This window comes from Paenibacillus montanisoli (genome assembly GCF_003268025.1).
GTDB classification, from domain to species: domain Bacteria; phylum Bacillota; class Bacilli; order Paenibacillales; family Paenibacillaceae; genus Paenibacillus_Z; species Paenibacillus_Z montanisoli.
This window is the reverse complement of the sequence record NZ_QLUW01000006.1, coordinates 351936-375278: the sequence shown is the minus strand read 5'-3', so window position 1 is coordinate 375278 and position 23343 is coordinate 351936. Positions and strand designations below refer to the sequence as shown.

General features: G+C 55.4%; 18 protein-coding genes. 4 read left to right on the top strand and 14 right to left on the bottom strand.

Annotated features, from left to right (window positions below):
• Positions 1 to 70: 70 nt before the first annotated feature.
• Together DL346_RS26480 and DL346_RS26475 are read right to left on the bottom strand one after the other, a co-directional pair.
• Positions 71 to 1063: an iron-hydroxamate ABC transporter substrate-binding protein gene (locus tag DL346_RS26480; RefSeq protein WP_240633436.1), complete on the bottom strand. Its 993-nt coding sequence runs from the start codon at positions 1061 to 1063 to the stop codon at positions 71 to 73.
• A gap of 76 nt (positions 1064 to 1139) precedes the next feature.
• Positions 1140 to 1661 carry an SgcJ/EcaC family oxidoreductase gene (locus tag DL346_RS26475; protein WP_276311586.1) on the bottom strand — a complete coding sequence of 174 codons (522 nt, stop codon included), beginning with the start codon at positions 1659 to 1661 and terminating at the stop codon, positions 1140 to 1142.
• Positions 1662 to 1737: 76 nt separating this feature from the next.
• Between DL346_RS26475 and DL346_RS26470 the strand changes: the two genes are divergently transcribed.
• The gene (locus DL346_RS26470; protein ID WP_112885386.1) at positions 1738 to 2844 is read left to right on the top strand and encodes an undecaprenyldiphospho-muramoylpentapeptide beta-N-acetylglucosaminyltransferase; all 1107 of its coding nucleotides are present in this window, start codon (positions 1738 to 1740) and stop codon (positions 2842 to 2844) included.
• Positions 2845 to 2924: 80 nt separating this feature from the next.
• On the opposite strand, the gene DL346_RS26465 is transcribed toward DL346_RS26470, so the two are convergent.
• The gene (locus tag DL346_RS26465) at positions 2925 to 3425 is read right to left on the bottom strand and encodes a hypothetical protein (protein ID WP_112885385.1); all 501 of its coding nucleotides are present in this window, start codon (positions 3423 to 3425) and stop codon (positions 2925 to 2927) included.
• 134 nt (positions 3426 to 3559) lie between these two features.
• Complete coding sequence (locus DL346_RS26460; protein WP_112885384.1) at positions 3560 to 4588, bottom strand: CobW family GTP-binding protein; 1029 nt, start codon at positions 4586 to 4588, stop codon at positions 3560 to 3562.
• Between the two features lie 175 nt (positions 4589 to 4763).
• On the opposite strand from DL346_RS26460, the gene DL346_RS26455 reads away from it, so the two are divergent.
• On the top strand, positions 4764 to 5897 hold the full coding sequence (locus DL346_RS26455; protein WP_112885383.1) for a CobW family GTP-binding protein: 1134 nt from the start codon (positions 4764 to 4766) through the stop codon (positions 5895 to 5897).
• 192 nt (positions 5898 to 6089) lie between these two features.
• On the opposite strand, the gene DL346_RS26450 is transcribed toward DL346_RS26455, so the two are convergent.
• Together DL346_RS26450 and uxaC are read right to left on the bottom strand one after the other, a co-directional pair.
• Positions 6090 to 6926, bottom strand: coding sequence for a phytanoyl-CoA dioxygenase family protein (locus DL346_RS26450; protein WP_112885382.1), 837 nt, complete (start codon positions 6924 to 6926; stop codon positions 6090 to 6092).
• 57 nt (positions 6927 to 6983) lie between these two features.
• A complete protein-coding gene (gene uxaC, locus DL346_RS26445; protein WP_112885381.1) occupies positions 6984 to 8390 on the bottom strand; it encodes a glucuronate isomerase in 1407 nt (468 codons plus the stop codon).
• A 159-nt stretch (positions 8391 to 8549) separates the two neighbouring features.
• Between uxaC and DL346_RS26440 the strand changes: the two genes are divergently transcribed.
• Positions 8550 to 9407 carry an AraC family transcriptional regulator gene (locus tag DL346_RS26440; protein WP_112885380.1) on the top strand — a complete coding sequence of 286 codons (858 nt, stop codon included), beginning with the start codon at positions 8550 to 8552 and terminating at the stop codon, positions 9405 to 9407.
• Positions 9408 to 9453: 46 nt separating this feature from the next.
• Here DL346_RS26440 and DL346_RS26435 read toward each other — a convergent pair whose 3' ends face one another.
• The 4 genes from DL346_RS26435 to DL346_RS26420 all read right to left on the bottom strand — a co-directional run bounded on the left by DL346_RS26435 (position 9454) and on the right by DL346_RS26420 (position 13021).
• A complete protein-coding gene (locus tag DL346_RS26435) occupies positions 9454 to 10032 on the bottom strand; it encodes a GNAT family N-acetyltransferase (protein WP_112885379.1) in 579 nt (192 codons plus the stop codon).
• A 1-nt stretch (position 10033) separates the two neighbouring features.
• Positions 10034 to 10390, bottom strand: a complete 357-nt coding sequence (locus tag DL346_RS26430) for a VOC family protein (protein ID WP_112885378.1) — start codon at positions 10388 to 10390, stop codon at positions 10034 to 10036.
• 939 nt (positions 10391 to 11329) lie between these two features.
• Positions 11330 to 12436, bottom strand: a complete 1107-nt coding sequence (locus DL346_RS26425; RefSeq protein ID WP_165822691.1) for a glycoside hydrolase family 172 protein — start codon at positions 12434 to 12436, stop codon at positions 11330 to 11332.
• Positions 12437 to 12571: 135 nt separating this feature from the next.
• Positions 12572 to 13021, bottom strand: coding sequence for a hypothetical protein (locus DL346_RS26420; protein WP_133257577.1), 450 nt, complete (start codon positions 13019 to 13021; stop codon positions 12572 to 12574).
• Positions 13022 to 13190: 169 nt separating this feature from the next.
• Here DL346_RS26420 and DL346_RS26415 point away from each other — a divergent pair, with 169 nt between their 5' ends.
• A complete protein-coding gene (locus DL346_RS26415) occupies positions 13191 to 13553 on the top strand; it encodes a helix-turn-helix domain-containing protein (protein ID WP_112885375.1) in 363 nt (120 codons plus the stop codon).
• Positions 13554 to 13817: 264 nt separating this feature from the next.
• Here the strand turns inward: DL346_RS26415 and DL346_RS26410 are convergent, their stop codons facing one another.
• From DL346_RS26410 to DL346_RS26395, 4 genes are all read right to left on the bottom strand, one after another.
• On the bottom strand, positions 13818 to 15866 hold the full coding sequence (locus tag DL346_RS26410) for a GxGYxYP domain-containing protein (protein ID WP_112885374.1): 2049 nt from the start codon (positions 15864 to 15866) through the stop codon (positions 13818 to 13820).
• Between the two features lie 585 nt (positions 15867 to 16451).
• Positions 16452 to 18653 (bottom strand): hypothetical protein, encoded by a 2202-nt coding sequence (locus tag DL346_RS26405; protein WP_112885373.1) that lies wholly within the window; start codon positions 18651 to 18653, stop codon positions 16452 to 16454.
• A 12-nt stretch (positions 18654 to 18665) separates the two neighbouring features.
• On the bottom strand, positions 18666 to 21695 hold the full coding sequence (locus tag DL346_RS26400; RefSeq protein WP_112885372.1) for an alpha-mannosidase: 3030 nt from the start codon (positions 21693 to 21695) through the stop codon (positions 18666 to 18668).
• A 238-nt stretch (positions 21696 to 21933) separates the two neighbouring features.
• A complete protein-coding gene (locus DL346_RS26395) occupies positions 21934 to 23133 on the bottom strand; it encodes a GntR family transcriptional regulator (protein WP_112885371.1) in 1200 nt (399 codons plus the stop codon).
• Positions 23134 to 23343: the final 210 nt, after the last annotated feature.

Here is a 23343-nt window from a genome sequence, read left to right as displayed (position 1 = left end):
GCATAACAAAAAAAAGCGCAATTCACTTTTCATTGGCATGAAAAGAAATTGCACCCTTTGTTCGGAGCTATTATTTCACGAGCAGCTTAATCGCGTCATCCATCATTCGCTCGCCGGCAATTTTGCCGGAATACAGCCAGCTGCTGGAAGCAGGCACTTCATAAACGTGCTTGTTCTTCACGGCAGGGATGTTTTGCCATACCGGATTTTTCAGCGTTTCAGCCGCATCGGACTTATCGCTGTTCACGAGGATGATGTGATCCGCCGTCAATTCAGCCAGCTTCTCCATCGCAACCGGATTCCAAGTCGCCTTCGTCTTCTCCGGAATTTCGGTTACCAGGTTCGGAGGCGTTAAGCCAAGATCCTTGTACAGCACCGCGCCGGCGGATTTCGTCTCGTCAACGATATAGAAGTTCTTCGCTACGAGCCAAAGTACCGCAACGGACTGCTTATCGATCGCGGTTGCCAGCTTCGCTTTCGTGTCAGCCGCTTTCGCGTCGTAATCGGCAATCGCTTTATCGGCCTCATCGCCCTTATTGAGCAGGCCGCCGATCGTTTTGAGCGCTTCGCGCCAGTCGTTGTTTACTTTGTCGCCAAGCACGTAGGTCGGAGCAATCTTCGCGTACTGCTCGTACAGCCCTTTCTGAACGGCAGACTCGGAACCGATCACGATCAAGTCAGGCGTGAAGCTAAGTACGTTCTCAACCGGCAAATCCCAGCCGATCGTAGGGACATCCTTTAATTGAGGCGCAAGGTAGTCTTGAGTGCCGTTCGCTACGGACCATTGCGCAACCGGCTTCTCGCCAAGCGTAACAATCTGATCCTCCAGGTAGGAAGCGAGAATGCGCTTCGGCTCTGCAGGAATCGTAACGTCGTGGCCCATCGCGTCTTTTACGACCTTCTCCTTAGCCGGCTCGTTAGCCGCAGCGTTGCGGCCGTTATTCGCCGCCGTATTCGCGCCGCCGTTCGCGCTATTGTCGGATTTGCTTCCGCATGCGGACAGCACCAACATAACAGCCAGCAATCCGGTGATGATCAGACTAAACCTTCTTGATTTTAACAATGCAGAAGCCCCCTATGGTGATAACATTTCTCATTCACTACATTGCATGATAATGAATCTCATTATCATTGTCAAGCTATTTTGTTGCGTTCTCTTCGACCAATTGGCTTAATTCCTCGGTCATTTGCCGGGCCCGATCCGGCTCCATATGAAACTGGGCTGGCGTGTTCTGGAAATGTTCGATCCGCCACCGCCCGTCCCGCTTGACGGCGACCATCGTATGATGCGCGTTCAAATTCGGGTCCAGCTCGTTTTTCCCATCCGGCACCAGCCCGGCGTAAGAGCGAAGAAGCGCCGTTTCGGGGCCAAGCAGCTTTACCGCTTTTACCTTGCAATAGTAGAAAGGCGTCTTGTGATGCGCAAAGATCGGCGTCAGGTGCGCCTCGATGCCGCTTCGGCCGGCAACTTCGCTGCCGTCGAAGCCGATCAGGCCGCCCTCCTCCGTGAACGGAGCTGCCATCTGGAGCGCATCGCGGCTGTTCCAGCCGGACAGCATGTCCTGGTACACCTGGATAACGGCGGCAATTTCTGCCGGGACCGTGTCATTTTCCCCGTGCTCCCGCGCATAGTTTTCTAAGATATAGGCATTGTTCATCATTTTGCAACTCTCCTTCTCCCGGCATCCGGTTGGTTGTGGTACGCTTGTCATATCGATTTTATCAAGGAGTGCCCCTATGCCAAATTCAACCCATTCCCCGTCAGGGGAAACAGAGCAGCGCCGCATTCTATTTACCGGCGGCGGCTCCGCAGGACATGTGACCGTGAACGCGGCGCTGATCCCTCCGCTGCTTGCGCAAGGCTGGAAGGTGTCGTACATCGGCTCGAAGAACGGCATCGAGAAGCAGCTGATCAGCAGGCTGGATGGCGTCGACTATTACGGTATCTCGACCGGGAAGCTGCGGCGCTACATCGATCTCGAGAACGTTAAGGATCCGTTTCGCGTCGTCAAAGGCGTTTTCCAGGCGTATCGCCTCATTCGCGGGCTGAAACCCGACGTGCTCTTCTCGAAGGGCGGCTTCGTCTCCGTCCCCGTCGTCATCGGCGCCTGGCTGAACCGGGTACCGGTGATCATCCACGAATCGGATTTGACCCCCGGTCTCGCCAACCGAATTGCCGGCCCTTTTGCCAAACGCATCTGCGTCACCTTCGCGGAAACCGCCAAGCAGATGAAAGACGGTAAATCCATCCATGTCGGCCCGATTATCCGCAGCGAGCTGCGCAAGGGAAGCGCATGGAAGGGGCTGCAGCGGTGCAAGTTTACGCCCGGCAAGCCCGTTCTGCTCATCATGGGAGGAAGTCTCGGCTCTCAACGGATCAATCAAGCGATCCGGCGGAACGTAGCCGCGCTCTCGAAAACGTATCAAATCATTCATATTTGCGGCAAAGGCGAGCTTGACGAAAGCTTGAAGGGCGTTTCCGGCTACCGGCAGTACGAATATATCCATGACGAGCTGCCGGATGCGCTGGCATGCACCGACCTTGTCATCTCGCGGGCCGGCTCCAATTCCATCTTCGAATTTCTGGCGCTGCGCAAGCCGATGCTGCTCATTCCGCTGTCGAAGCAAGCGAGCCGCGGCGATCAGATCTTGAACGCCGAGTCGTTCCGCCAAGCCGGCTATTGCGAGGTGCTTCAAGAGGAGGAGCTGACCGACGATGCGTTGATGGCTGCGCTGTCCAAAGTTTTTCGGAACCGGGACGCGATCAAAACGCAAATGCAGCAGCGCGGCCAAGCCGATGCCATCGGCCGGGTCATGTCGCTGATCGAAGAAACCGCACGATAGATATAACAAAAGCAGCAGGGAGCGTGTGCCGCGGGGTTGTTCCGACGGGTGCTCACTGCTGCTTTTTGGTTAGCCGGTTATTAAGACTTCGCCTTCGCACCCGGCAGCGGAGTGACGTCCGTGTTCGGCTTGTCCTGCCCATGCTTCTTGCAGATCTCCTCGCGCAGCTGCTTCGCTGACTTGCCTTCGGTTTTAATGCCAAGCGCGGCGGCTTTCTCCTGCAATTTGGCCAGCCGCTTCGCTTTCATTTCGGCTTTGAACTTCTCCCACTTCGCCGGGTCGGCGTCGCGGGCCGCTTTCAGCTCCTTGATCAGCTGCTCGGCGCTCTTGCCTTCGGTGCTGATGCCGAAATAGCCGGCAGCCTCCTGCAAATGCTTCAGCTTGCGGGCTTTGTGCTCCTCGCCGTTCTTGCCGAAGTGATGGTCGCCGCCCCAATGGTTGCGCTCCTGCTCATGCTGCGCCTCGAGCTGATCCGACGGCGGCGTCGCGATTTGCTGCGCCAATGCCGGAACCGCTGACAGAAGCAGCGCCGCCGCCGTGCCGATTGCGATCAGAGGCTTACGAAATCCATGCTTGTTCATCTGTTACAGCTCCCTTCCAGGGCCATGCTTCGACCCATTCTGCGGTAGTTTACCCGGGAAGAGATTTTATTATCCAAAAGTTTCCTGAATTTTTTCTGGGCTCAGTCGTACCGCACCCACGTGCTTGGCAGCTCCTACTCCCAATACGGGTCCTCTATCTTTGCCAGTTCCTTCTCCAGCACGTCCTTGGCAAAATGCTCCCCGATAAACACCGCAACGTCGCTCACATTGCCCTGAGGAGTGATCCTAATGAACTCGACCTCGCGATAGGCATATTGGAACAGGAACCTGCTGTTCGTATCCGTGAACGTTACGATTCCTTTCGCCCTGTATACTTCCTGCGGGAGATTCTTGATGAGCGCCTCGAAGGCGTGGCTGTTGACCGGACCGGCAATATAATGCGTCAGCGTCATGACATGCGCATGCGAGACATAACCGTCGGCTTGATCGTGGTCGTGATCATGGCCGTGGCCGTGATCATGGTTGCAGTTTGCGCCGCATACGTGTTCGCTGACGCTGTCGTGCTGCCGCTTTTCGTTTGCGTCCGGCTTCGTTTTTGGCGCTGCCTTCAGGTCGAACATATCCAGCTGGGTCATGCATCGGACGGTCACCGTCAGCGGCGCATAGGCATTCAGCTCACGCACCAGCTGTTGCACCTCGACAAGCTCTTCGGGTGCGAGTTTATCCGCTTTGTTCACGATCAGATCCGTCGCGCAGCGGATTTGATCCTGCATCAGCTTGAAGGTCCTTCCGCCCCGCTTGCTGCGCGCGAGCAGCTCAGGACCGTCTACGACGGTTGCGATCGTACGCAGATCAATGCGCATGAAGAGCGTAGCTTCCGTAATGGCGTCGATAATCTCCATCGGATTAGCCGCGCCGGTCGATTCGATGATCACGACATCTGGCCGATGTTCCTCAATCAGCTCCTTCAGCTCGATACTGAGATCGCCTCGGATGGTACAGCAAATACAGCCGCTCAGCATTTCCGCCATCGGCACGGCTTGATCGACGAACTGCCCGTCCAAATTGACGTCGCCGAGCTCGTTCATAATGATCGCGGCTTTAATGTCCTGCGCTTTATAGTAATCGACGACATGGTTGAGCAGGGTGGTTTTGCCGCTTCCCAGGAAGCCGGACAGCAGGTGAATCGGTGTGACGGTCATGATTTTCTTCCTTTCATGCTTTTAGTTGGATAAATTATACCGTTAATCCGGCGATTTTTACAGCTTGCACCGGTTCGTGACGGCATGCGGATTGCGGCGGGCAGGTTTTATTTTGGCGTTGCGCCGCATATTCTTCTTTGAATGTGGACCTAGGAGGGAGAGTGAGCGCTCGAACATGGAACAAACAGCAATTCCGGTAATCGTCTTAAGCGGCTTTCTGGGCAGCGGCAAAACGACTCTGCTTCTAAGGCTGCTGCAGCATGCCCGGGCAACCGGCCTGCGCGCATCCGTGCTGATGAATGAAATCGGCGCCGTCGACGTGGACGGCACGACGGTGAGCAGCGAATCCGCTTATCAAATGCTGGAGCGGATCACTGAGGGCTGCCTATGCTGCAGCAAGAAGAGCGAGCTGGCCCAATGTCTTGAAAAGATAGCGCTGATGCGCCCGGATGTTATCGTGATGGAGCTGACCGGCGTGGCGAATCCGGAGGAAATAGCGGAGGCGATAACAGAGCCGACGATTATTGGCAAGGTGCGGCTGCACCGGATTGTCACTGTGCTGGATGCCGAGCATGCGCTCGATTATAACAGCATTTTCTCATCGGACCGCGAGTTGATTCGCACACTGCGCAAGCAGATCGAGACGGCGGATTTCATCATCGCCAATAAATTCGACCTCATTTCCAACCGCACCGCGGACAAAGTGAAGCAGCTCATTCGGGATCGCAACGCGGCTGCCGCCTTCGTGACGGCCACGCGCTGCGAGGTCGATTCCGCGCAGGTGTTCGCGGGGATCGCTCCTTCGGCCGTGCGGCGGCAGCCCGTGATTTCGGGCACGCGATCGCAATCCGCGAGCGCGTTTCGCGCGTCGCCGGCGAAGCCGCCGGGCAGCACGGCGACGACTGGGCAAGCCGCTTCGCCGGGGCAGGCTGCCGCTGCGCCGTCACAGGCTGGCGCCTTCGTGTCGCGCGAATCCGTGCAGACCCGATCTGGCGGCGAGCAGCCCTCCGCGAACTCGTATTCTCGTATCCGCACGGCCGCGATCTATCCCGGGGCGGACGCAGCCGGCCTGCCGCGCCGCCAGTTTGAAGCTTTTATCAACGGCCGCGGAAATAACTGCCTCCGCGCCAAAGGTTACATGCCATATGGCCGCGATGGCAGCCTGATGCTCTTCCAGCTGGCGGGCAAGCGGCTGGAATGGTCGCCGAGCAGCTACAAAGGCGAGCCATATTTCGTCATGATCGGCATCGAATTGGATGAGAGCAAGATCAAGCAGGAGTGGGCGCGTTTCATCGCCCGCAATAAATGAGAAAGGGGCTATCTCTTGAGATAGCCCCTTTGATTTTTACCTCTCTTGCTCCCTATTCAGCCACTTTCCCGCCAAAGTGCGGTAACTATTACCTCTCTTGCTCCCTACTATGTCGCATTCCCGCCAAAGTACGGTAATTGTTACCTCTCTTGCTCCCTATATCTCCGCCCGACGGACGTCAGCAGCAAAACGCTAGCAATCCGCCCCGGTCAACTCGCTCGTAAACATGCGCTTGTACTCTTTCGCGCTGATTTTCACTGCGGATTCCGGTGCATAGTGGAACTGCAAGGCACGGCGGCGCTTCAGGGAGAAATTATACGCGGTCCCGTGCATGAGCAGCCCATGGAAGAACAAGGCGCTTCCAGGCGCAAGCGGCACAGCGACGTTACGCTCTACCGGCACGACGGTGTCGCATAACTGCCAATCCCGCTCCGCATAATGCGGAATCCCGCCGTTCATGTGCGAACGCGGGATGATCTGCATGCAGCCGTTGTCGATCCCCGCCTCGTCGAGCGCAAGCCAAACGCCGACCACCGGCTGGTCGTAGCACAGCGCACCATAAGCCATGTCCTGGTGCCACGGCTTCTCGCCGCCGCCCTTCGGCGGCTTCAACAGCGCAATATCCTGCACGAGTTTCGCCTTCCCGCCGAGCAGCCGCTCCACGACCGCAAGCACCTGCGGATGATAGGCAATCGCACGCAGCCGGTCTTCGACGTCCACGAACTCGTAGAGCTTGCGCACGGCAAGCTCCCGCTCCTCGTCGTCGGCCAATTCGCTCTTCGGCCGCACGAATTGCACCTTCACCGCCGAGGGCTCCGCAAAAATATGCTCCATAATCGCTTCCAGCGCGCTATCGATATCCGAACTAGCCAATACTTCTTTGACCGCTAGATACCCCTGCTGCCGGTAGAACCGAACCTGTTCCTCCTGAATGTCACTCACACTTAGCTCCGTCTCATAAACCTCGCCATGCGGATACAACGTCCTGTTGATTTCTTCGGGTGATGTCAGTTTACTACCGCCGCTCATCCTGGTACCCCTCCCGCCCAATATCGACCTGTATCAACCTAATCAGCGCCTCCGGACTTAGAACCGGAAATAGCCTTTCGCATTCTCGTAGCACACACCGCGCACAAGCCCGCCAAGCAGCTCGTCATCGCAAGGCACCTCGCCGTTTTCGACCCACTCGCCCAGCAAATTGCAGAAAATCCGCCGGAAATACTCATGCCGCGTATACGAGAGGAAGCTGCGGGAGTCCGTCAGCATGCCGACGAACCGGCTCAGCAGGCCCATATTCGCAAGGGATCGCATCTGCTCCAGCATGCCATCCTTCGTATCGTTGAACCACCAAGCTGCACCGAGCTGAATTTTGCCGGGAATGCCGCCGCCCTGAAAGCTGCCGATCAGCGCGGCCAGCACATTATTGTCCGCAGGATTGAGCGAGTAGACGATCGTTCGCGGAAGCTTGTTTGCCTCATCAAGCTTGCTCAGCAACCGCACGAGCGGAACCGCAACCGGGCTGTCCCCGATGGAATCGAAGCCCGCATCTACGCCAATCTCCCGAAATGCACGTGCGTTATTGTTGCGGTGCGCATTCATATGGTACTGCATCGACCATCCAAGCTCCGCATAGAGCTCGCCCAGATAAACGAGCGTATAAGCTTTGTACTTGTTCTCCTCTTCCAAAGTAACCATGCCGCCCAGAAGCGCCCGGGCAAAAATCTCCCGTACCTCCTCAAGCGTCGTTTCCGCCCATGGCACAAAATCGAGTGCATGATCGGATACCCGGCCGCCAACCGAGTGGAAAAATAACGCCCGCTCCCGCAGCGCCAGCAGCAGATCTTCATAGCTTGAAATGCTATGGCCCCACGCATCGGCCAGCTTCGCAATATAGCCTACGAACGGCGCGCGGTTAATCTCCAGCGCCTTATCCGGCCTAAACGACGGCAGCACCCGGAAGCCCAAATCCGGCTCCTGAGCAAGCAAAACATGATGCTCGAGCGAATCCGCCGGATCGTCGGTCGTGCATACAATCTCCACGCCAGCGCCGCGTATAAAGTCGCGCACGGAAAAGCCGCCGCCGCGCAGTTTGGCATTCGCTTTCTCCCAAATTACCGGCGCGTTTTTCTCATTGATCAGCTCCTCGATGCCGAACAGCCGCCGCAGCTCCAAATGCGACCAGTGATAGAGCGGATTGCCGATTGTCATCGGCACCGTCTTCGCCCAAGCCAAGAAACGGTCGTAATCGCTTACGCCTTCGCCGCCCGTAATATACTTCTCCTCGATGCCGTTCGCGCGCATCGCCCGCCATTTGTAATGATCGCCGTAGAGCCACACTTCGGTGAGATTGTTGTAACTCTTGTTTTCGTAAATATCCTGCTGGCTGAGATGGCAGTGGTAATCCATGATCGGCATTGCCTTCGCATATTCATGATAGAGTCTCTTGGAAGTCTCGTTATTTAATAGAAAATCATCGTCCATAAAGCTGCGCATAACTTAGCACCCGCTTCCCCTAATAGTCCAAACCTTCTCTCAGCATAACGCAATATTTGCCGTAATTCGTGATCTATATTGCTCAAAATGATTCCATTTTAACTTATCTTGCGCTAAACTGGACACAACACATCAGGCGCAGCCGAACGGAGGCCTCCAATGAAGCTCATAGCGGACGAGCCGCTCTCTTACGGGGATGAGGAGGGCGATTTCTACATTCAGCACGTCTACCGGACGAAACCGTTCGGGCGGACGAATCATTTTCACCCAACCTATGAAATCTACTATTTGGCGGCAGGGCAGCGCGTGCATTTCATTGACGACCGCTCCTATACGCTTGAGGCCGGCGATCTGGTCCTCGTCAGCAAGGAGGTCGTGCACAACTCTTCGGAGCTCGGCCCTCCGGAGCATGAACGGTTCGTCATCAATTTCAGCGACTCCTTTCTCGGTACCGGTCACCCGCTTCATCATCCGCTGCTGCTTGAGCCGTTCCGGCAGGGAGCCATTCTGCTGCGCCTTCAGCCGCAGGAGCAAGTTTTTATCCACCAGTTGTTAAGTAAAATGGTCACTGAAACGCTCGAGCACCGCCCCGGTTACGAAACTTATCTACGCGTACTGCTGACGGAGCTGCTGCTATTCGCGGCCCGCCTCCCGGCGCATGAAACAGCGTCCGTGCCCGATCATACGACGCCCCTCCACCAGAAAATATCCGAGGTAGTCCAGCATATCAACGAGCATTTCGCCACCCGGCTGGCTCTTGCCGAGCTCGCCAAGCAATTTTACATGAGTCCCTACTATCTCAGCCGCAGTTTCAAAAGCGTGACGGGCTTCACGTTTATCGAATATGTCCACCTGACGAGAATCCGCGAGGCGCAGCGGCTGCTGAAGGAAACCACGCTTAAGGTAATCGAGGTTGCGGAACGGACGGGCTTTGAGAATACCGGGCATTTTGACCGGATCTTCAAGAAGATGACGGGCCTGACGCCGCTTGGGTACCGCCGGTTGAACCGGGTCTAGCCTTGCAAAAAAAGCCGAACAGGTCTTATCCCTGTCCGGCTTTATGTTATTGCGGATTCATCAGACTTATTAGCCGCTCTTTCACGGCCGGCCATTCCCGGTCGAGAATGCTGTAGTAAACAGAGTCGCGGATAATGCCGTTTGGCAATATTTTATGGTTGCGAAGTACGCCTTCCTTTACTGCGCCGAGCCGCTCGATCGCCCGCTGGGAGCGCGTATTGCGCAAGTCGGTCTTGAGCTGAACGCGTATCGTGCCGAGCATATCGAAGCAGTGCCTTAGCAGCAGAAATTTGCATTCCGTATTGATCGGCGTTCTCCACACTGAAGGCGTCAGCCAGGTCGAACCGATCTCAAGCCCCTTGTCTACGGCGGAGATATCAAAGAAGCGCGTGCTCCCGACAATTCGGCCCGATGCCCGCTCAATAATGACGAAGGGCAGCGACGCCGGCTGGTTCAGCGCCTTCTTCACATACGCCTCCGCATCGGCTGGCGAGGCCATTTTTCCTTGCGTAATCTCCCAGATCTCCGGAAATCGGCCTGCTTCTAACAATCCTTCGGCATGATCTGCTTCCATGGGAACAAGCATGACGTTGTCGCCGATCAGCGTAATCGGGTTAACGTCCATGCTAAGCCCCGAAATGCCAGCATACGCCGGCCGGATCGATGAGATGAATTTCGCGTCTGCCCCAAGGATACTGCGTCGGCTCCTTCGCCCGGACGGTCGGGTATTTGCCGCTTTCCAGGATGCTTTGAATATGCGTCCACCAGCCGTCTAAATCTTCTACGGTTACTTCCAGCATGTAATTATTCTGGAAATGCTGGTCGTTGTAATTTTGCAGAAAAAACTCCAGCTCCGACAACCGTAAAATGCTAATGCCGTTGTCGGAATACACGGTTTCGCAGCCAATGTCCTTGAAAAACGCCTTCGCCAGCTCGTAATCTGCGCCCGATGGGACGAACGGTCTTAATTTCGTCGCTTTCATGCTGCAGTCCCCTCCATATCTCTTGATGAATTCGTAAACCTTCCACTTTGTATTCGTTACGGGCGCTGCATCTCCTGCTGTGGTAAGCTGGCTTGGCGAGATGCCCATAGAGAAGACCCAGCAAGCGTGATCGTCCATAAGAACGATGATTAGCAGGGCCTATAAATAATACTAATAAAAATTGGAAAACTAACCACTTCTTATTGGCTGCCGCCTTTGCCTCTCTAATCTCCCGCAGCACTTCTGTAATCCATTCGTTACGTTCCCGTTCCCTTTTCTCATGCTCATTGTCTGCCGAAACTGCTAGCCTGCTGTGCCGTTACAATCCCCGTGAGCTGCTGGATCGCGCTTTCCCGTTCATCTAGGTTTATTTGGAAATTGCATTTCCCAGGTGGATTAGCGATTTTAAGTAAATTAATACAATTTGATACTTTAATTTATAATTCGAAAACAAATGAATCCTAAAATGAAAATAGAACTGGAACATGAACCTATTTCTTAGGAGGTTGTACTCATGAATAACAGTTATAATGCTTTTATTGCTAAAAAATTAGCAGCTCAATATCCCAATGTAATCGCGTTCCCCTTTTATAAATTAGTACGTAAAATTTGAAAAGACGCCGAAACAAAATATCCGCCAATCCTGAAGCAAGTCACTGGATTAGGCGGTTTATTTTTTACATATACCAGAAGTCGCTTGATCTCACATTAGGATCAATCTTCCGTAGAGCCGTGAGGATCTTTTTTACTGTGGTAAATGTCGGATTTTAAATGTGAAATGGCCACATTAGCTCTGTTGGCAGGTTAAGCGGAAAAAATGCGTTCGCAAGTTCGACCATATTTCTTTGAAATAGTAATTTGGCATCGAGATTACCCCATTAGATTATAAAGATATCCTACTAGGGCACCTGTGAAATGTATGTCACAATCTGTTTCAAACTAAACGTCGCTTCGCTTCGGCCCGTCGGCCGCGCCTGTATCCAAGTCCTTGATTCGTTCCTCACGGCTCGGCAACTGCGCGAACGGCTGCGAAGGCATCGTCTGGTACCAGTAAGCAACGGCACTGTAATCATCGCTAAGGTCAAAGTAGCAATAGTTGTCTTCTTCTTCCGCTCCGGCAGCTCTATAACGGGTATACTCATCGCCGAAATGCGCCTTCGCCTTCTCGCCGTCTCCGTACGCGATCTGCTGCACCGTCACCTTCAAGCTGTTCTGGAAGTAGATCGGATCGCGCACATGGAAACGATAAATCGAGTAAAGGCCGTTGTCGTGATCGACGAGCGGCGCCCCTTGGTAGGGGGTCAGCACCTCATCGAGTCCCCAGGCGGAGCCCATATAATCCTCGGCGCCGGTGCCGCAGATTGTCGGGAACTCCGTATCGCCGTCGATGAAGAACTTCACTTCCCCTTCGCCCCACCAGCAATCCCGGTAAAGGCTGCGTACGCCGAGCGTCGTCCCCAAATAAACGCCTTTGCCTTGAATGTTGTCCGCGATAACGAAATCCTCGTGGATCGGGCACGGGTTGCTGCGGCGGAATTGGGCGTGAAAGTAGCCCGCCGACTCGTCCAGCTCATCGCCGCGAGTAACATCGAGCTGATAGAACAGCATCTTCACGTCCGAGCTCGAATCATTCTCGATCGTCACGACCGCCTTCTTCTTGAACGGCATCGGAATCCAGCAGTTCAGCCCTTTGCCGCCCTGCATCGTTACGCAGTCGGAGAGCATGTTCCGCTGCCGGCCGTGCGATACGCCGAAGAAATCGCCGATCGGCGCTTCCACGCTCGGATGCGTCTGCCCGTCCCAATACATCCGGATGATGACGTTTCGCATATGATCGATGTTGCCCGGCGGAAGCGTCAGCCAGATATGCCGGATCACGCCCGGACCATCGCAATTCAGCAGCTCGATCGTTTGACCCTGCAAAAACCCTTCAATGCACGGCGAGCCCTTTCGGCCGTTTCGCGATTGCCCGCCCGCGCCTGCGGCGCCTGTTTTATTTTCCGAGGAAAAGGCCCGGCTCTCCACGTTCTTCAACTGATACAGCATGCTTGCAGTACCTCCGTTATTCAACGTTATTAGACGTGCTGTCTCTATTAATGCCATTGATCCCCACCGCTGTCCAGTATAAAAAGGCTCCGAACCGGTTCCGTGAACGCCCTTCGAAGCAGCTGACGATACGGTTTAAAACGTTGCGTCCCTCACCAAATGCGAATACATCGCCGTCTTCGCCTTCGAGACAGGCACGCTGACGCCAGGGGCGCCTTTGAAATAAGCATCGTTGCCATACAGCCCCACCTCGATCCGGTCCACAAGCGGCACATTGACCAAGCACGACGGGTGTAACAGGTCAAAGCCGAGCGGCGACAAGACCCGCAAATAATTGTCTACCGTGTTTAGCTGCAAGTATGTGCCGTCGGCTGTCACAAACATCGGTATACCCGGCCTGCAACCGGACTTTCCCTTCAGCTGCGGCGTAACGCCCATGTACAGCACTTCCTTGGCCACGTTCACGTTTCGGCAAACGACTTGATTGTCGACCGGCTCCATTTTCACGCAATATACATAAATGGGCTTCTGCTCCTTATAGCTGCGATTATGTATGTTCATCTCGATGTCGATCACTCTTCGCACCCATCCCTCTCAACTCTCGCCTAAAGAAATTACTATATCTACCAGTATATGATCGCAATATGTGATTGTAAATATCAATAGATCACGTTTTGGCGAGGCGGTTTTCCTCGGGGGAAGGATGTGAGCTATAATACAAAAGATCGGACTAACGTTAGAGGAGGGCGGGCGCGTGCGTACATTCGGAGAAAGATTGTCCTATTTGAGGCATCGGAAGGATCTGTCGCAAGAGGAATTTTCAAAGGTGCTCCAAATCGGCAAAAGCACGCTGGGGATGTACGAGACGAACAAGCGCGAGCCCGACCACGAGATGACCTCCCATATCGCAGCCTATTTCGAAGTGAGCGTGGACTGGCTGGTTACGGGCAAGGAATTCAAGCATACGCCGATGTCGGCTACGCAAGAGGAGCTCGTCATCAAGGATCTCGTGGCCCGTTACAAAATCGATTTGACTCGCCCCCGCGCCAAGGAGAAGCTCGAAAAAATCATTCAGCTGGTTTTCGAGGAAATGCCGCAGCAATCGCATTCCGAATAAAAGCGATCAACTCCTCTCGCGGCACATCGCGCAATTCGGGGAATTCATTCTTCAGTTCTTCAATCAGCTTCTGAAGGTCTTCCATGGCTGGGAATGCTCCTCTGCCGCAATCGTACTCCTCCAGTATAAGAACGAACGGCCGCGTTTGAAATAGCAATTCCGCCGGGTGGATTTCCGTTGACAATTCTACATAAAATATGGTAAATAACAAAGGCTTCTCGGGCAGGTTCGGATCGAACTTGCGAGAAGCCTTTTTTGATGCTCTTAATGTTTAGGCAGACCGTTTGCCTCGCGAATCAGCGAGAAGTACTGATCGGCCAGAACGACTTGATACTCCGGACCGAGCATATTCGTCAGCTCGACGACTTGAGACGGCGTCAAGCTCCAAGCGAGAAGGCCGATCGAAACGAAGAGCGGCGATTTGCCGTCCCAGTTCGCTTTCGCTTCGTCAAGGACGCGCTTGCCTTCGCTTACGGCGCTAATGCCGCGGATCGTGGAAATCGGCAGGCCGCCTTGAATCGTGACTTTCGAGCTGTCCTCCCAGCTTAGGAACAGGCCAGGCGCGTCATACTTATCGCGGTAAGCCGCAAGCTTGGCGTCGCTAAGCGGGATGTTCTGTCCGTCTACGCGGTTGAGCACGTAAGGGATTTCCATGCCGGTTTTTTTCAAATACGATTTGGTGCTTTCCAGGAATGCCGGGAACGAGCTGTCCGGCCAAGCATCCGGGTAAAGGTATCCGCCGCCGGAAGGGCCTGCGATAATGAGATCATTCGCCGTTGCGGAGCCGCGGAAATAATTCAGCATGGCTGGCGCGGCATCGTACAGCATTGGGCTCGAAGTCCAGTTGATCGGCACCTGTCCGCGTTTCGGGTCATCCCACAGAATGCGCATCCGGTGCTGATTGTACTGCAGATTGTCGCCTTCGCTGAACGTATAGGTGACATAAATCTTATTTTCCAGCTTCACCGGCTGTGATTCTTGGCGATTGAAGTTCTTCGGCTTCGTTCCGGAGAATACGGTCAAGTTGCTGAACCAGTCCGCCGCCAGCACGTAGACGCCATGATTCGACGTCACTTCCACGCCGCTGAACTCGCCCTCGACGTCGTTGCTGAACCAGCCCAAGTAAGGCGTGCCCGGCTTCACGTCCGACAAAATTTTCTCGAACAGCTCTTTCTGAGCCGGAACGTTGGAGTCCAGCCAGAACACCATGGCTTTGTTAGCGACCGCATAGTCTCTCAGATAGCCGTAAGGCTCTCTCGTCAGCGAAGTGAACGGCTTATCGTTGCTTGCGCTGACTTTGTATTGATTCCACATTTCTACCGACATGACAAGCTCTTTCGTTCCGGCAGGCGGCGTAAATTTGTACGTAAAATACCTGCCGTTATCGGCGAAGCGGTGGCCGCCGCTGCCGCTGGACAGCTGCGAGCTTTGCGGATCGAACATGAACGGCTCTTCCTCGGCCGTTCCCGGAATGAAATGGGCGATTTCTTGTCCGTCGGCCTTCACGGTCACTTCATGCACCGCCGTACCCCATCCGTCTGCAGGGAAGGCATCGCTGAATTTCACGTAGACGTCGGGCTTGCCCAGGAATTTGTTCAAATCGATGTCGTAGACTTTGCGATTGGACGCATCGCGCTCTTCGGTCGGCTCCTGCGCGACCACCTCGAACCGGTCGGGCTGCTCGACTGGCGCTTTCGCCGTAACGTCAGGGCTGAGACCGATCAGCATCCGGTGGGTCGTTTCCTTCCACAGATTCTCGTACTGCCAGGTGTAGGCGTCCAGACGGTCCTTGAATTTGCCTTGCAAATCTTCGATAACGCTGAAGTTATAAGGCGCGGCTTGAAGCTGCTCGGCAAGCGCCGGGCTTACGGCAACACCGTCGCGCAGCCCCGCCAGCGTTGTAGCGACGTTGATCGAGTCGGGTACGTCCGGATCATAGATAATAAGGCCTTTAACCTCGCCTTTATAGCGATTTAGGATATCCCAATAGCTGTCGTGCACGCGATAAGTAACGTCCAAATCGTTCAGCCATTTGAACTTGCCCTCTTCCTTGTTCTCAAGCAAATAGATGCGCGGTTCGGAACGGTTAATCAAGCCCTGCAGCGTGCTGAAGAGCAGCTTGATATCGCCGGGAGCGTCGTAAATGTCGGCGACGTCGAGCTGCTTCGCTTGCGCAAAGCTAGGAAGCGCCTGCTCCTGCGGCCATGAGATGCGGCTGCCGCTGCTTTGCTGCTGAGAGTCGGCGTACGAGCCCGACGAGAACGTCAGCGTACAGACCAGCGCCAAACTAATGGCGGATAGCTTACGGATCATTATTTAAACACCTCTCAATAGTAAATGATGGCGAAGCTGACGATTGCGAGCGAGTCTGCCCGTTCACCTCCTTTGAGCGTATTCGTTCAGCTTCAAATCTTGTTTATCTACATATTTATATTTAATATATCCTATATAATTTTTCAATCCCTTCGACAAAATCTCCTACCAAAATAATCCATAGTCCCTACTTTCAGCCGCTGGGTTCGACCTGATCGAAAAAGAAGGCCGCAGCGCGGGCATTGCCCCAGGCTGCGGCCTTCTTGCTATTGGGTTCGTACTATAGTTGACGGACGAACGCGCCGTCGCGCCTTGCTCGGAACAACTGCTTGAGACACCAACCGCGAGTCGCCCGCGGCACCTCTGAGCGTTAACGAACCGCATAACGCTTATTTGCGCGAATTAATCCCTTTTGCAATTCTAACGAACTCCAGTGACCTTATCCCGCGCAAAATAGCCGAATTCGAGCGTGTTGAGCCCAATTACGCATCTAGAGTTCGTTAGCTGCCAGAAACAGGGCTTTTTGCCCAAATAAGCACGATGGCTCGCGAGCTGGCATGGAAGGAGGCGGCGGCAGGTCACGACTTACCACCGGACCTCCACGCTAACACTCTCCGGCCGGTTCGCGTAGCGGATCAGCACGGTCGCGCTCTCCGCGTGCCACTCGAACACGGCCTGCTCGGCCGGGCCTTCGGCAGCCGCGATGAAAACCGCCTGCGGCTCGCGCGGGCAGCGGAAGCGCGCCGAAGCCAGCGTCCCCTCAGGCCCGCGCGCCAAAAACGAAAAACCGTCTTCCCGCTCCCCAAAGCCTTCCACGCGGGAGGCCGCAGCAACCAGCGCCACGCCGCCATCCCCCGCGACACGGCTTAGATCGTACAGCAGCGCCTGCTGCCCCGGCGCCAGCGTTACCGCATCACGCACCGCGAGGTCGGCGCTCAGCAAATCGACATAAGCTCCCCGCAGCGTAAGCGGCTCGTCATGCACTGACTCCTCCAGCACGGCGGCGATGATATACGGGCCTCGGCGCAGCACCATGCTGTTGGTCGCCTGCCAGCGCAGCGCGGCATCCTTCGCGGCAGACGCCTGCGTCATCGCCGCATCAACCGCGAGCCGCAGCCGTTCCGCAGCCGCCGGGTCAAGCGCGCATTGCGCAGGGTGAACATCCGCATAGGCCAAGCTGCCTTTGCCGACCGGATAGACGCCCGGCTCTAACGCAGCCGAGACGCCAAGGCATGCGAAGAGATGCTCCTTCGGCGAGGCGTATGCCTTCGCCCCTTGGTTCCACCACTCGCGTACCTGATGGAAATCGTCGCTGCCATCGCCGACGTAAATCAGCGCGCCGCCTTCCTTCACCCACTCCGCCAGCACGTTATGAAGGCCCGACGATTCCGGCTTCATATATTCGTAGCTCAGCACGAGCACCTTGTAATCGTCCAAATACCCGGCGAACCGCCCCGCATTGTCCAGCTGCACGGGACGAACGGCGGCGCCATGCTTCAGCAGCGGCAGCGTCAGCCCATAGAACGGCGACCAGTCCAGCAGCTCCATAAACTCGCTGCCGAGCGCCGAAGCCACCTCCGTGCCGTCGTACTTAAAGGCCGTCGCCTCTTCGCTCCACTCGGGATGGTTGCGTTGATACATCGCGGAATCCGCCAGCAGCACGCCGACCTGCACGTTGTCGGTCAGCCATTCCGTATCCGGCTGATCCATGTCGGCAAGCGTATGCAGCACGATCTGCAGCTCGGTCGCGTAAGCCGCGGGGATGCCCTCGCGGCCATCCCCGCCCTGCTTCGGATACGTGCCTTGATAAATGCGCCGCGGCCATGGGCATACCTCGTACCGGCTCACATGCGGATGCAGGAGCGAGGCGACCAAGGTGCGGATGTAATTTTGGCGGTAATCGTGCCAGGTGTGCTTCGGATCGTCGGCGATCGGGTCATGCAGGAACCACATCCGGCGGTCGGTCCCCCGGACAAGCTCTTGCATAATGCCGTATTCCAGAAACGCCGTCTCGAACGTCCGTTCCTTGCGAACTCCGTTGTACACGTTCGGCGTCTGCGCCGTTCCGGTCCATACCTGCGCGATATAGCCATCGACGCCGGGCAGCTCCAGCAGCTTGGACTCCGGACTCACGATCCGCCATTGCGTGTAGTTGATCAAGCTGTGCGTCGGCACGTAAAACCGGATGTCGCGGCCATATTTGACCTTCGCATACTCTTTGAGCGCGCTGCAAATCCGGTCCAGCGTCCGCGTATACAGATGAGCCTTCAGCTTGGAGGCCCGGTATTGCGCGTCGACCGTCGCATGCGGCGGCTGCCACGGCTCGCGGTAGTAAATTTCCCAATCCCGCTTGAACGCGTCGGAATAGCCGCCCTCGACCCAAAATTCCGGCTCCTCCAGATGGATCGCCTCAACCCCGGCATCGACCGCAGGACGAATTTGCTCCGTCAAGAAATCCGCGTAGGCAATCGTCGGAACCATATAAGGAATGTCCGCCGAGGTGCCATGAATAATGGGCTCGCCTCGGCGGTTCTTTTGCGCTTCATCCCAATGCTGCCGGCCATCGACTTCGCCATTCAAATAATGCTGGTAGCCGCCCCAAGAAACGCCGGTCATCAAATGGACGACATAGCCCTTCTCTTTCCAGCCCCGGATGCGCTCCTGCATATTTTTGCCGATGCCGTACACCATGACAAAATCAGTCTGCAAATCGTACGAAGGATGATAAGGACCGCCCTCTTGAAAACCGGTCAACTCCCGTTCCCGTTTTCTAGCCAGCAAGGACATTTCATCCGCCTCCTAATTGGATTTCATTTTGATGCGAAGCGTCTTAATTTCGAAAGGCCGGAAGGACAGCTCCACCGATGCCGCCTCTTCCTTCAACAACGCGGTCGGACGCTCCATCAGATCGATCTCTTCGATCGTTTGGCAAGCGACCCCAAAGGCAACCGAGGCTTGCGCCCTCGTACCGGAAGCTTCATACAACCGGATAATAAGATGCTCGCTGTCCTCGGCTTTCTTCACCGCTTCGACCATCACATTCGGATTGTCAAGCTGCAGTAAGGACCGCAACCCCGCAATCTCCGAGTCGGCACCGCCTCCGCTGCTCTTCACAACCGTAAGCGGCGCATTCAGCTCGTAGCCTTTGCGATAGACCTTCGCCTGGACAAAATCGCCCTGATGCGGATAAATCGCATACGTAAACGCATGCTCGGCGCGGTCCGCGACAGGATCCGGATAATCCGGGCTGCGAAGCAAGTTGATGTCCAGCACGTTCCGCTCGGCGCTGTAGCCGTACTTGCTGTCGCTAAGCAGCGCAACGCCGTAGTCCGGCTGCGACAAATCGATATATTGATGGGCGCAAATTTCGTCCCGCACGAATTCGATCATCGTATTTCGGGTCGTCGGACGCTTCAAGTAGCCGAACTGAATCTCGCAGTTGACCTGATCCGTCATGACGCTGACCGGGAAAGCCGCGCGCAGCATTTTTTCCGACTCCCGCCAGTCCGCCTTGGTTTCGAATCGAACCGTCGTGCCTTGCGAAGCGAGCGTGATCCGCTGCACGAGCGTAGACTCGCCGAAGCGGTAAGTTTGCTCGAGCACCGCCTGCGAGCCTTCGATGCAAGCCCGGCTGCCGGCCAGCTCCATCGTGCCTGCCACCGTATCCCGGTAATCGCGCGGAAAATCCCATGCGTCGCCTTTATCGTGATAGAGGGTAAGCGCATTGGCCTTCTTGCCCGGTTCGATCGACTCTCTGCCCGCCGTTTTATCGTAGAGCGAAACGATGCTGCCGTCCGCGTCGAACCCGACGCGCAGGTATTGATTTTCCAACAGCGTCTCGCAGGCATGCAGCTCCGAATCGCCAAACCGTCCGCTGCCTGCAACTACGCGCTGCTCTTCCGTCAAAGCGGCAACGCCCATCGGAGGAACTTGAACCGCATAGAATGCGCCTTCATGTTCCACCAGCTCTTCCCGCTCCCACGGCAAGGAATTGGCTACGACAGCACGGTCGCCGCCGAAGCCCGCCAACCGCGCCGCTTCCGCGTAGCGCTCGCCGACCAGCTCCTGAACACGGCGATGCAAAATGCCGTACCGTTCCAGCGACTCGTCGAAGACGCGCGTAATCGAAGAGCCCGGCAAAATATCATGGAACTGATAGAGCAGCACTTCTTTCCAAATCTCCTCCAGCTCTGCGGCAGGATAACCTTCTCCGCCAAGCGCCAGCACAAGCGATGCGGCGAATTCCAGCTCGCGCAGCGCCTTTTCCATTTTGCGGTTGTACCATTTGTTGCGGGCCTGCGTCGTCAACGTGCCTTGATGCTTTTCCAGATACAGCTCGCCGCGGTACGTTTGGAACCGGTCCTGCTCCCGCTCCAGCTTCTCGAAGAACGACAAGGACGTCTCCTGCACGACCGCAGGCAGTCCAAGCAAGTTTTCCTCGCGCGCCAGCCGCTCCAGATGCTCCTCGCCCGGTCCGCCGCCGCCGTCTCCGATGCCGAACAGCATCAGCGCATGCTCGGATACGTTGCGGTCCAAGTAGTTATTTTCGATTTTCACGAGCGATCTCGGAGCGCCAGGGCTGTTGTACGTATCTTCAGGCGGCAGATGCGTCAGCACCTTGCTGCCGTCGATGCCTTCCCAGTGGAAGCTGTGATGCGGGTGAGAATTGTAGACGCTCCAGGACAGCTTCTGCGTCATCATGTAATCGACGCCGGATTGTTTCAGCAGCTGCGGCAGATTCGCGTTGTAGCCGAACACGTCCGGCAGCCACAGCACCTTCATCTCCTTGCCGAACTCCTGCTCGAAGAACCGTTTCCCGTACAAAATCTGCCGCACGAGCGCTTCGCCGCCGGAAATGTTCGTATCCGGCTCCACCCACATGGCGCCCTGCACTTCCCAGCGCCCTTCCTCTACCCGTTCCTTAATGCTTTCATAAAGCGCCGGATAGCGCTCTTTCATCCATTGATAGAGCTGCGGTTGGCTCGCGCCGAACATATAGCCGGGATACTTCTCCATATTGCGGAGCACCGTGGAGAACGTGCGCGCTCCCTTGCGGATCGTTTCCCGAATCGGCCACAGCCAAGCCAAATCCATATGCGCATGGCCGATCGCGCTGACCGTCAGCGTCGGATCGCCTCCGCGCTTCTCCAGCTGCTTCGCCAGAATCGCCCGGGCGCGGCTCACGCTCTCATCTGTAATCTTCTCCAGCACAAGCGCCGCATCGTACAGGCTTTGCAGCACCTGGTCCTTCCTCGCGTTCGCATCCGGCAGCTGCGCGGCCAGCTCCAGCAGCACTTCATAGTCATAGTACAACTGCCGGACTTCCTCATGGCAGATCGCGATGTCCGCTTCCTTGAGCGTGCCGCTGCGGTACTTGCCGAAGAGATCGTTGCAGCCGGCGTCCGCCCACAGGTCGATCCGCTGTCCTGCCGCGGACGCGCCGAGATCGACGACGCGCTTGCCCGGCAAGCCGAGGCTGTAATCGAATTCGGAATTGATGTTCGTCAAGCCTTGCAGCGGCGAGCCTTCGCGGTCGACGAGGCAAAGCTCTCCGTTCACGTCGATGAGCAGCACGGCCTTCTTACCCGAAGCGGTATCCGGAACTTGTCCTTCGAACCGGAACCAGGCGCAATCCCATAGATTGCCCCACTTGTCGCCCGGCCGAAGCTCCAGCGGCTGTCCCGAGGTGCGCTCGGCATAAGACACCGGCTCCTTGGTCACCCATGCGGTTACGTTGAGAGCCGCAATCGGCTCGTAGATGGAATCGCGGATTCTCGGCAAGAGCCCTTTTGCCTTCTCCAGTTTGATTTTCTTCGTTTCGTAAGGCATGATGCTCCCTCCAAATCATCTGTAGGTTTTAGAATGGCATTACTATCACCGTCGGGGTATCCTGATGTGCTTTCAAATTATTAATCGCTGCACTATCGAACTAATCGCTACACTATAGATTATATTTATTATATCATTATAGGTCAATTCAATTTTCGGAAATATACAGAAACCGGCCGCGCCGTAAATGGATCACATTCACGGCGCGGCCGGTTTGGATGAAAACAATTAACTTGTCTTACAGGGCAGGAGCCGCCGGGCCCGTCGTTTGCTTCATGACGAGGCTCGGAGTCAAGCTGATTTTCTGATAGCCAATCGACTTTCCTTTATTCCTGATAACTTCCAGTAAAATTCTGACGGCTTCGTTTCCGATCCGCTGCTCCGATTGGTCAATATGCGTCAGCAGGCTGAATTCCTCCAGCATCGGACTCGGGTTGTCGAAGGTAATGATCGAGATGTCTTCCGGCACGCGCAGTCCGACCTGCTTGGCAATCGACAGGATGTGGACGCCGAGCGCGCAGTTCAAGGCAATATAGGCCGTTGCCATCCGGTTCTTGATGAATCGGTAGAACGGATGCTCCACATTCAAGACCGGCGAGTTTCCTTCCGTTTGGAGGAACAGGCTGTTCGCTTCCTTTTCCTTCTTCTTCGCATTCACTTCGAAATCGGTCAAGATGAGCGCCGGATTAATTAACGCGCCTTTCTGCTTCAACGCTTCGTTATAGCCTTGAATCCGCTCCTCCACCGACACGGTCATGAGCGGGGAGTCTGAGCAGATCGCAATGTTCCGGTGGCCTAGGCTCCACAGATGATCGACGGCGAGCATCGAAGCTTGTACGCTGTCAGAGGTTACGACATTCGTTTCTACGCCTGGCAAATGGCGATCAATGAGCACGAACGGGTAATTTTGCATCTTGAGCGCAATGATTTCCTCGTTGTACACTTCGGCGTCGACCGGGAAAATAATAAGCCCGTCCACGTTATGCTTCAATTCGCGAATGACTTCTTTCTCGATTTCCTTGGAGTTATACGTGAACATGACGACGACGGAATATTCGCTCGCTTCCAGCGCCTGCGTAATGCCGTGGATGAGCCGTATCGCGAAATAGTCGCCGATGAACGGAAAGACGACCCCGATCTTCGAACGGAACGCTTTTCTTTCTTCCAAGGCACCGGAATCCGTCATTGTCGCGCTCGCGGCCATATGCGTTTCCGGAATGCCTTTGATAAAGCTGCCCCGGCCAGGGATACGGTAAATCCATCCGTCCTTCGCAAGCTCCGCCAGCGCATTGACGACCGTAATCCGGCTTACCTCGAACTGATCCATCAGATCCTTTTCCGTCGGAATTTTATCGTCTTCGACAAGCTTCCTCGAAATGATCAGATCCTTAAAATGATTCTGTATACGAATATATAGTGGCTCTCTATCTTGACTCATGAGCCGTCCCCCAATACTTGTTGATTCACACGTATGACAAATATATCATAAACATTCTGATCTATAAAGGAAATTGATATTCGGATCTGAGCGCGTAATTAGTTCAATAGATTGTATTTATTAGGCAATAATTAGAAATTACCGTTTTTTGACCATGAATTTATTTGCCATTATCATTATGTCAAATATTTCGAGCATCTAAACATCAAT

What these genes read in the sequence shown, in the direction of transcription:
- DL346_RS26450 (WP_112885382.1), bottom strand. Translation starts at nt 6,926, where the DNA reads ATGAGCGGCGGTAGTAAACTGACATCACCCGAAGAAATCAACAGGACG.
- DL346_RS26455 (WP_112885383.1), top strand. Translation starts at nt 4,764, where the DNA reads ATGGAACAAACAGCAATTCCGGTAATCGTCTTAAGCGGCTTTCTGGGC.
- DL346_RS26410 (WP_112885374.1), bottom strand. Translation starts at nt 15,866, where the DNA reads ATGATCCGTAAGCTATCCGCCATTAGTTTGGCGCTGGTCTGTACGCTG.
- DL346_RS26435 (WP_112885379.1), bottom strand. Translation starts at nt 10,032, where the DNA reads ATGGACGTTAACCCGATTACGCTGATCGGCGACAACGTCATGCTTGTT.
- DL346_RS26425 (WP_165822691.1), bottom strand. Translation starts at nt 12,436, where the DNA reads ATGCTGTATCAGTTGAAGAACGTGGAGAGCCGGGCCTTTTCCTCGGAA.
- DL346_RS26460 (WP_112885384.1), bottom strand. Translation starts at nt 4,588, where the DNA reads ATGACCGTCACACCGATTCACCTGCTGTCCGGCTTCCTGGGAAGCGGC.
- DL346_RS26465 (WP_112885385.1), bottom strand. Translation starts at nt 3,425, where the DNA reads ATGAACAAGCATGGATTTCGTAAGCCTCTGATCGCAATCGGCACGGCG.
- DL346_RS26395 (WP_112885371.1), bottom strand. Translation starts at nt 23,133, where the DNA reads ATGAGTCAAGATAGAGAGCCACTATATATTCGTATACAGAATCATTTT.
- uxaC (WP_112885381.1), bottom strand. Translation starts at nt 8,390, where the DNA reads ATGCGCAGCTTTATGGACGATGATTTTCTATTAAATAACGAGACTTCC.
- DL346_RS26475 (WP_276311586.1), bottom strand. Translation starts at nt 1,661, where the DNA reads ATGATGAACAATGCCTATATCTTAGAAAACTATGCGCGGGAGCACGGG.
- DL346_RS26430 (WP_112885378.1), bottom strand. Translation starts at nt 10,390, where the DNA reads ATGAAAGCGACGAAATTAAGACCGTTCGTCCCATCGGGCGCAGATTAC.
- DL346_RS26470 (WP_112885386.1), top strand. Translation starts at nt 1,738, where the DNA reads ATGCCAAATTCAACCCATTCCCCGTCAGGGGAAACAGAGCAGCGCCGC.
- DL346_RS26440 (WP_112885380.1), top strand. Translation starts at nt 8,550, where the DNA reads ATGAAGCTCATAGCGGACGAGCCGCTCTCTTACGGGGATGAGGAGGGC.
- DL346_RS26405 (WP_112885373.1), bottom strand. Translation starts at nt 18,653, where the DNA reads ATGTCCTTGCTGGCTAGAAAACGGGAACGGGAGTTGACCGGTTTTCAA.
- DL346_RS26400 (WP_112885372.1), bottom strand. Translation starts at nt 21,695, where the DNA reads ATGCCTTACGAAACGAAGAAAATCAAACTGGAGAAGGCAAAAGGGCTC.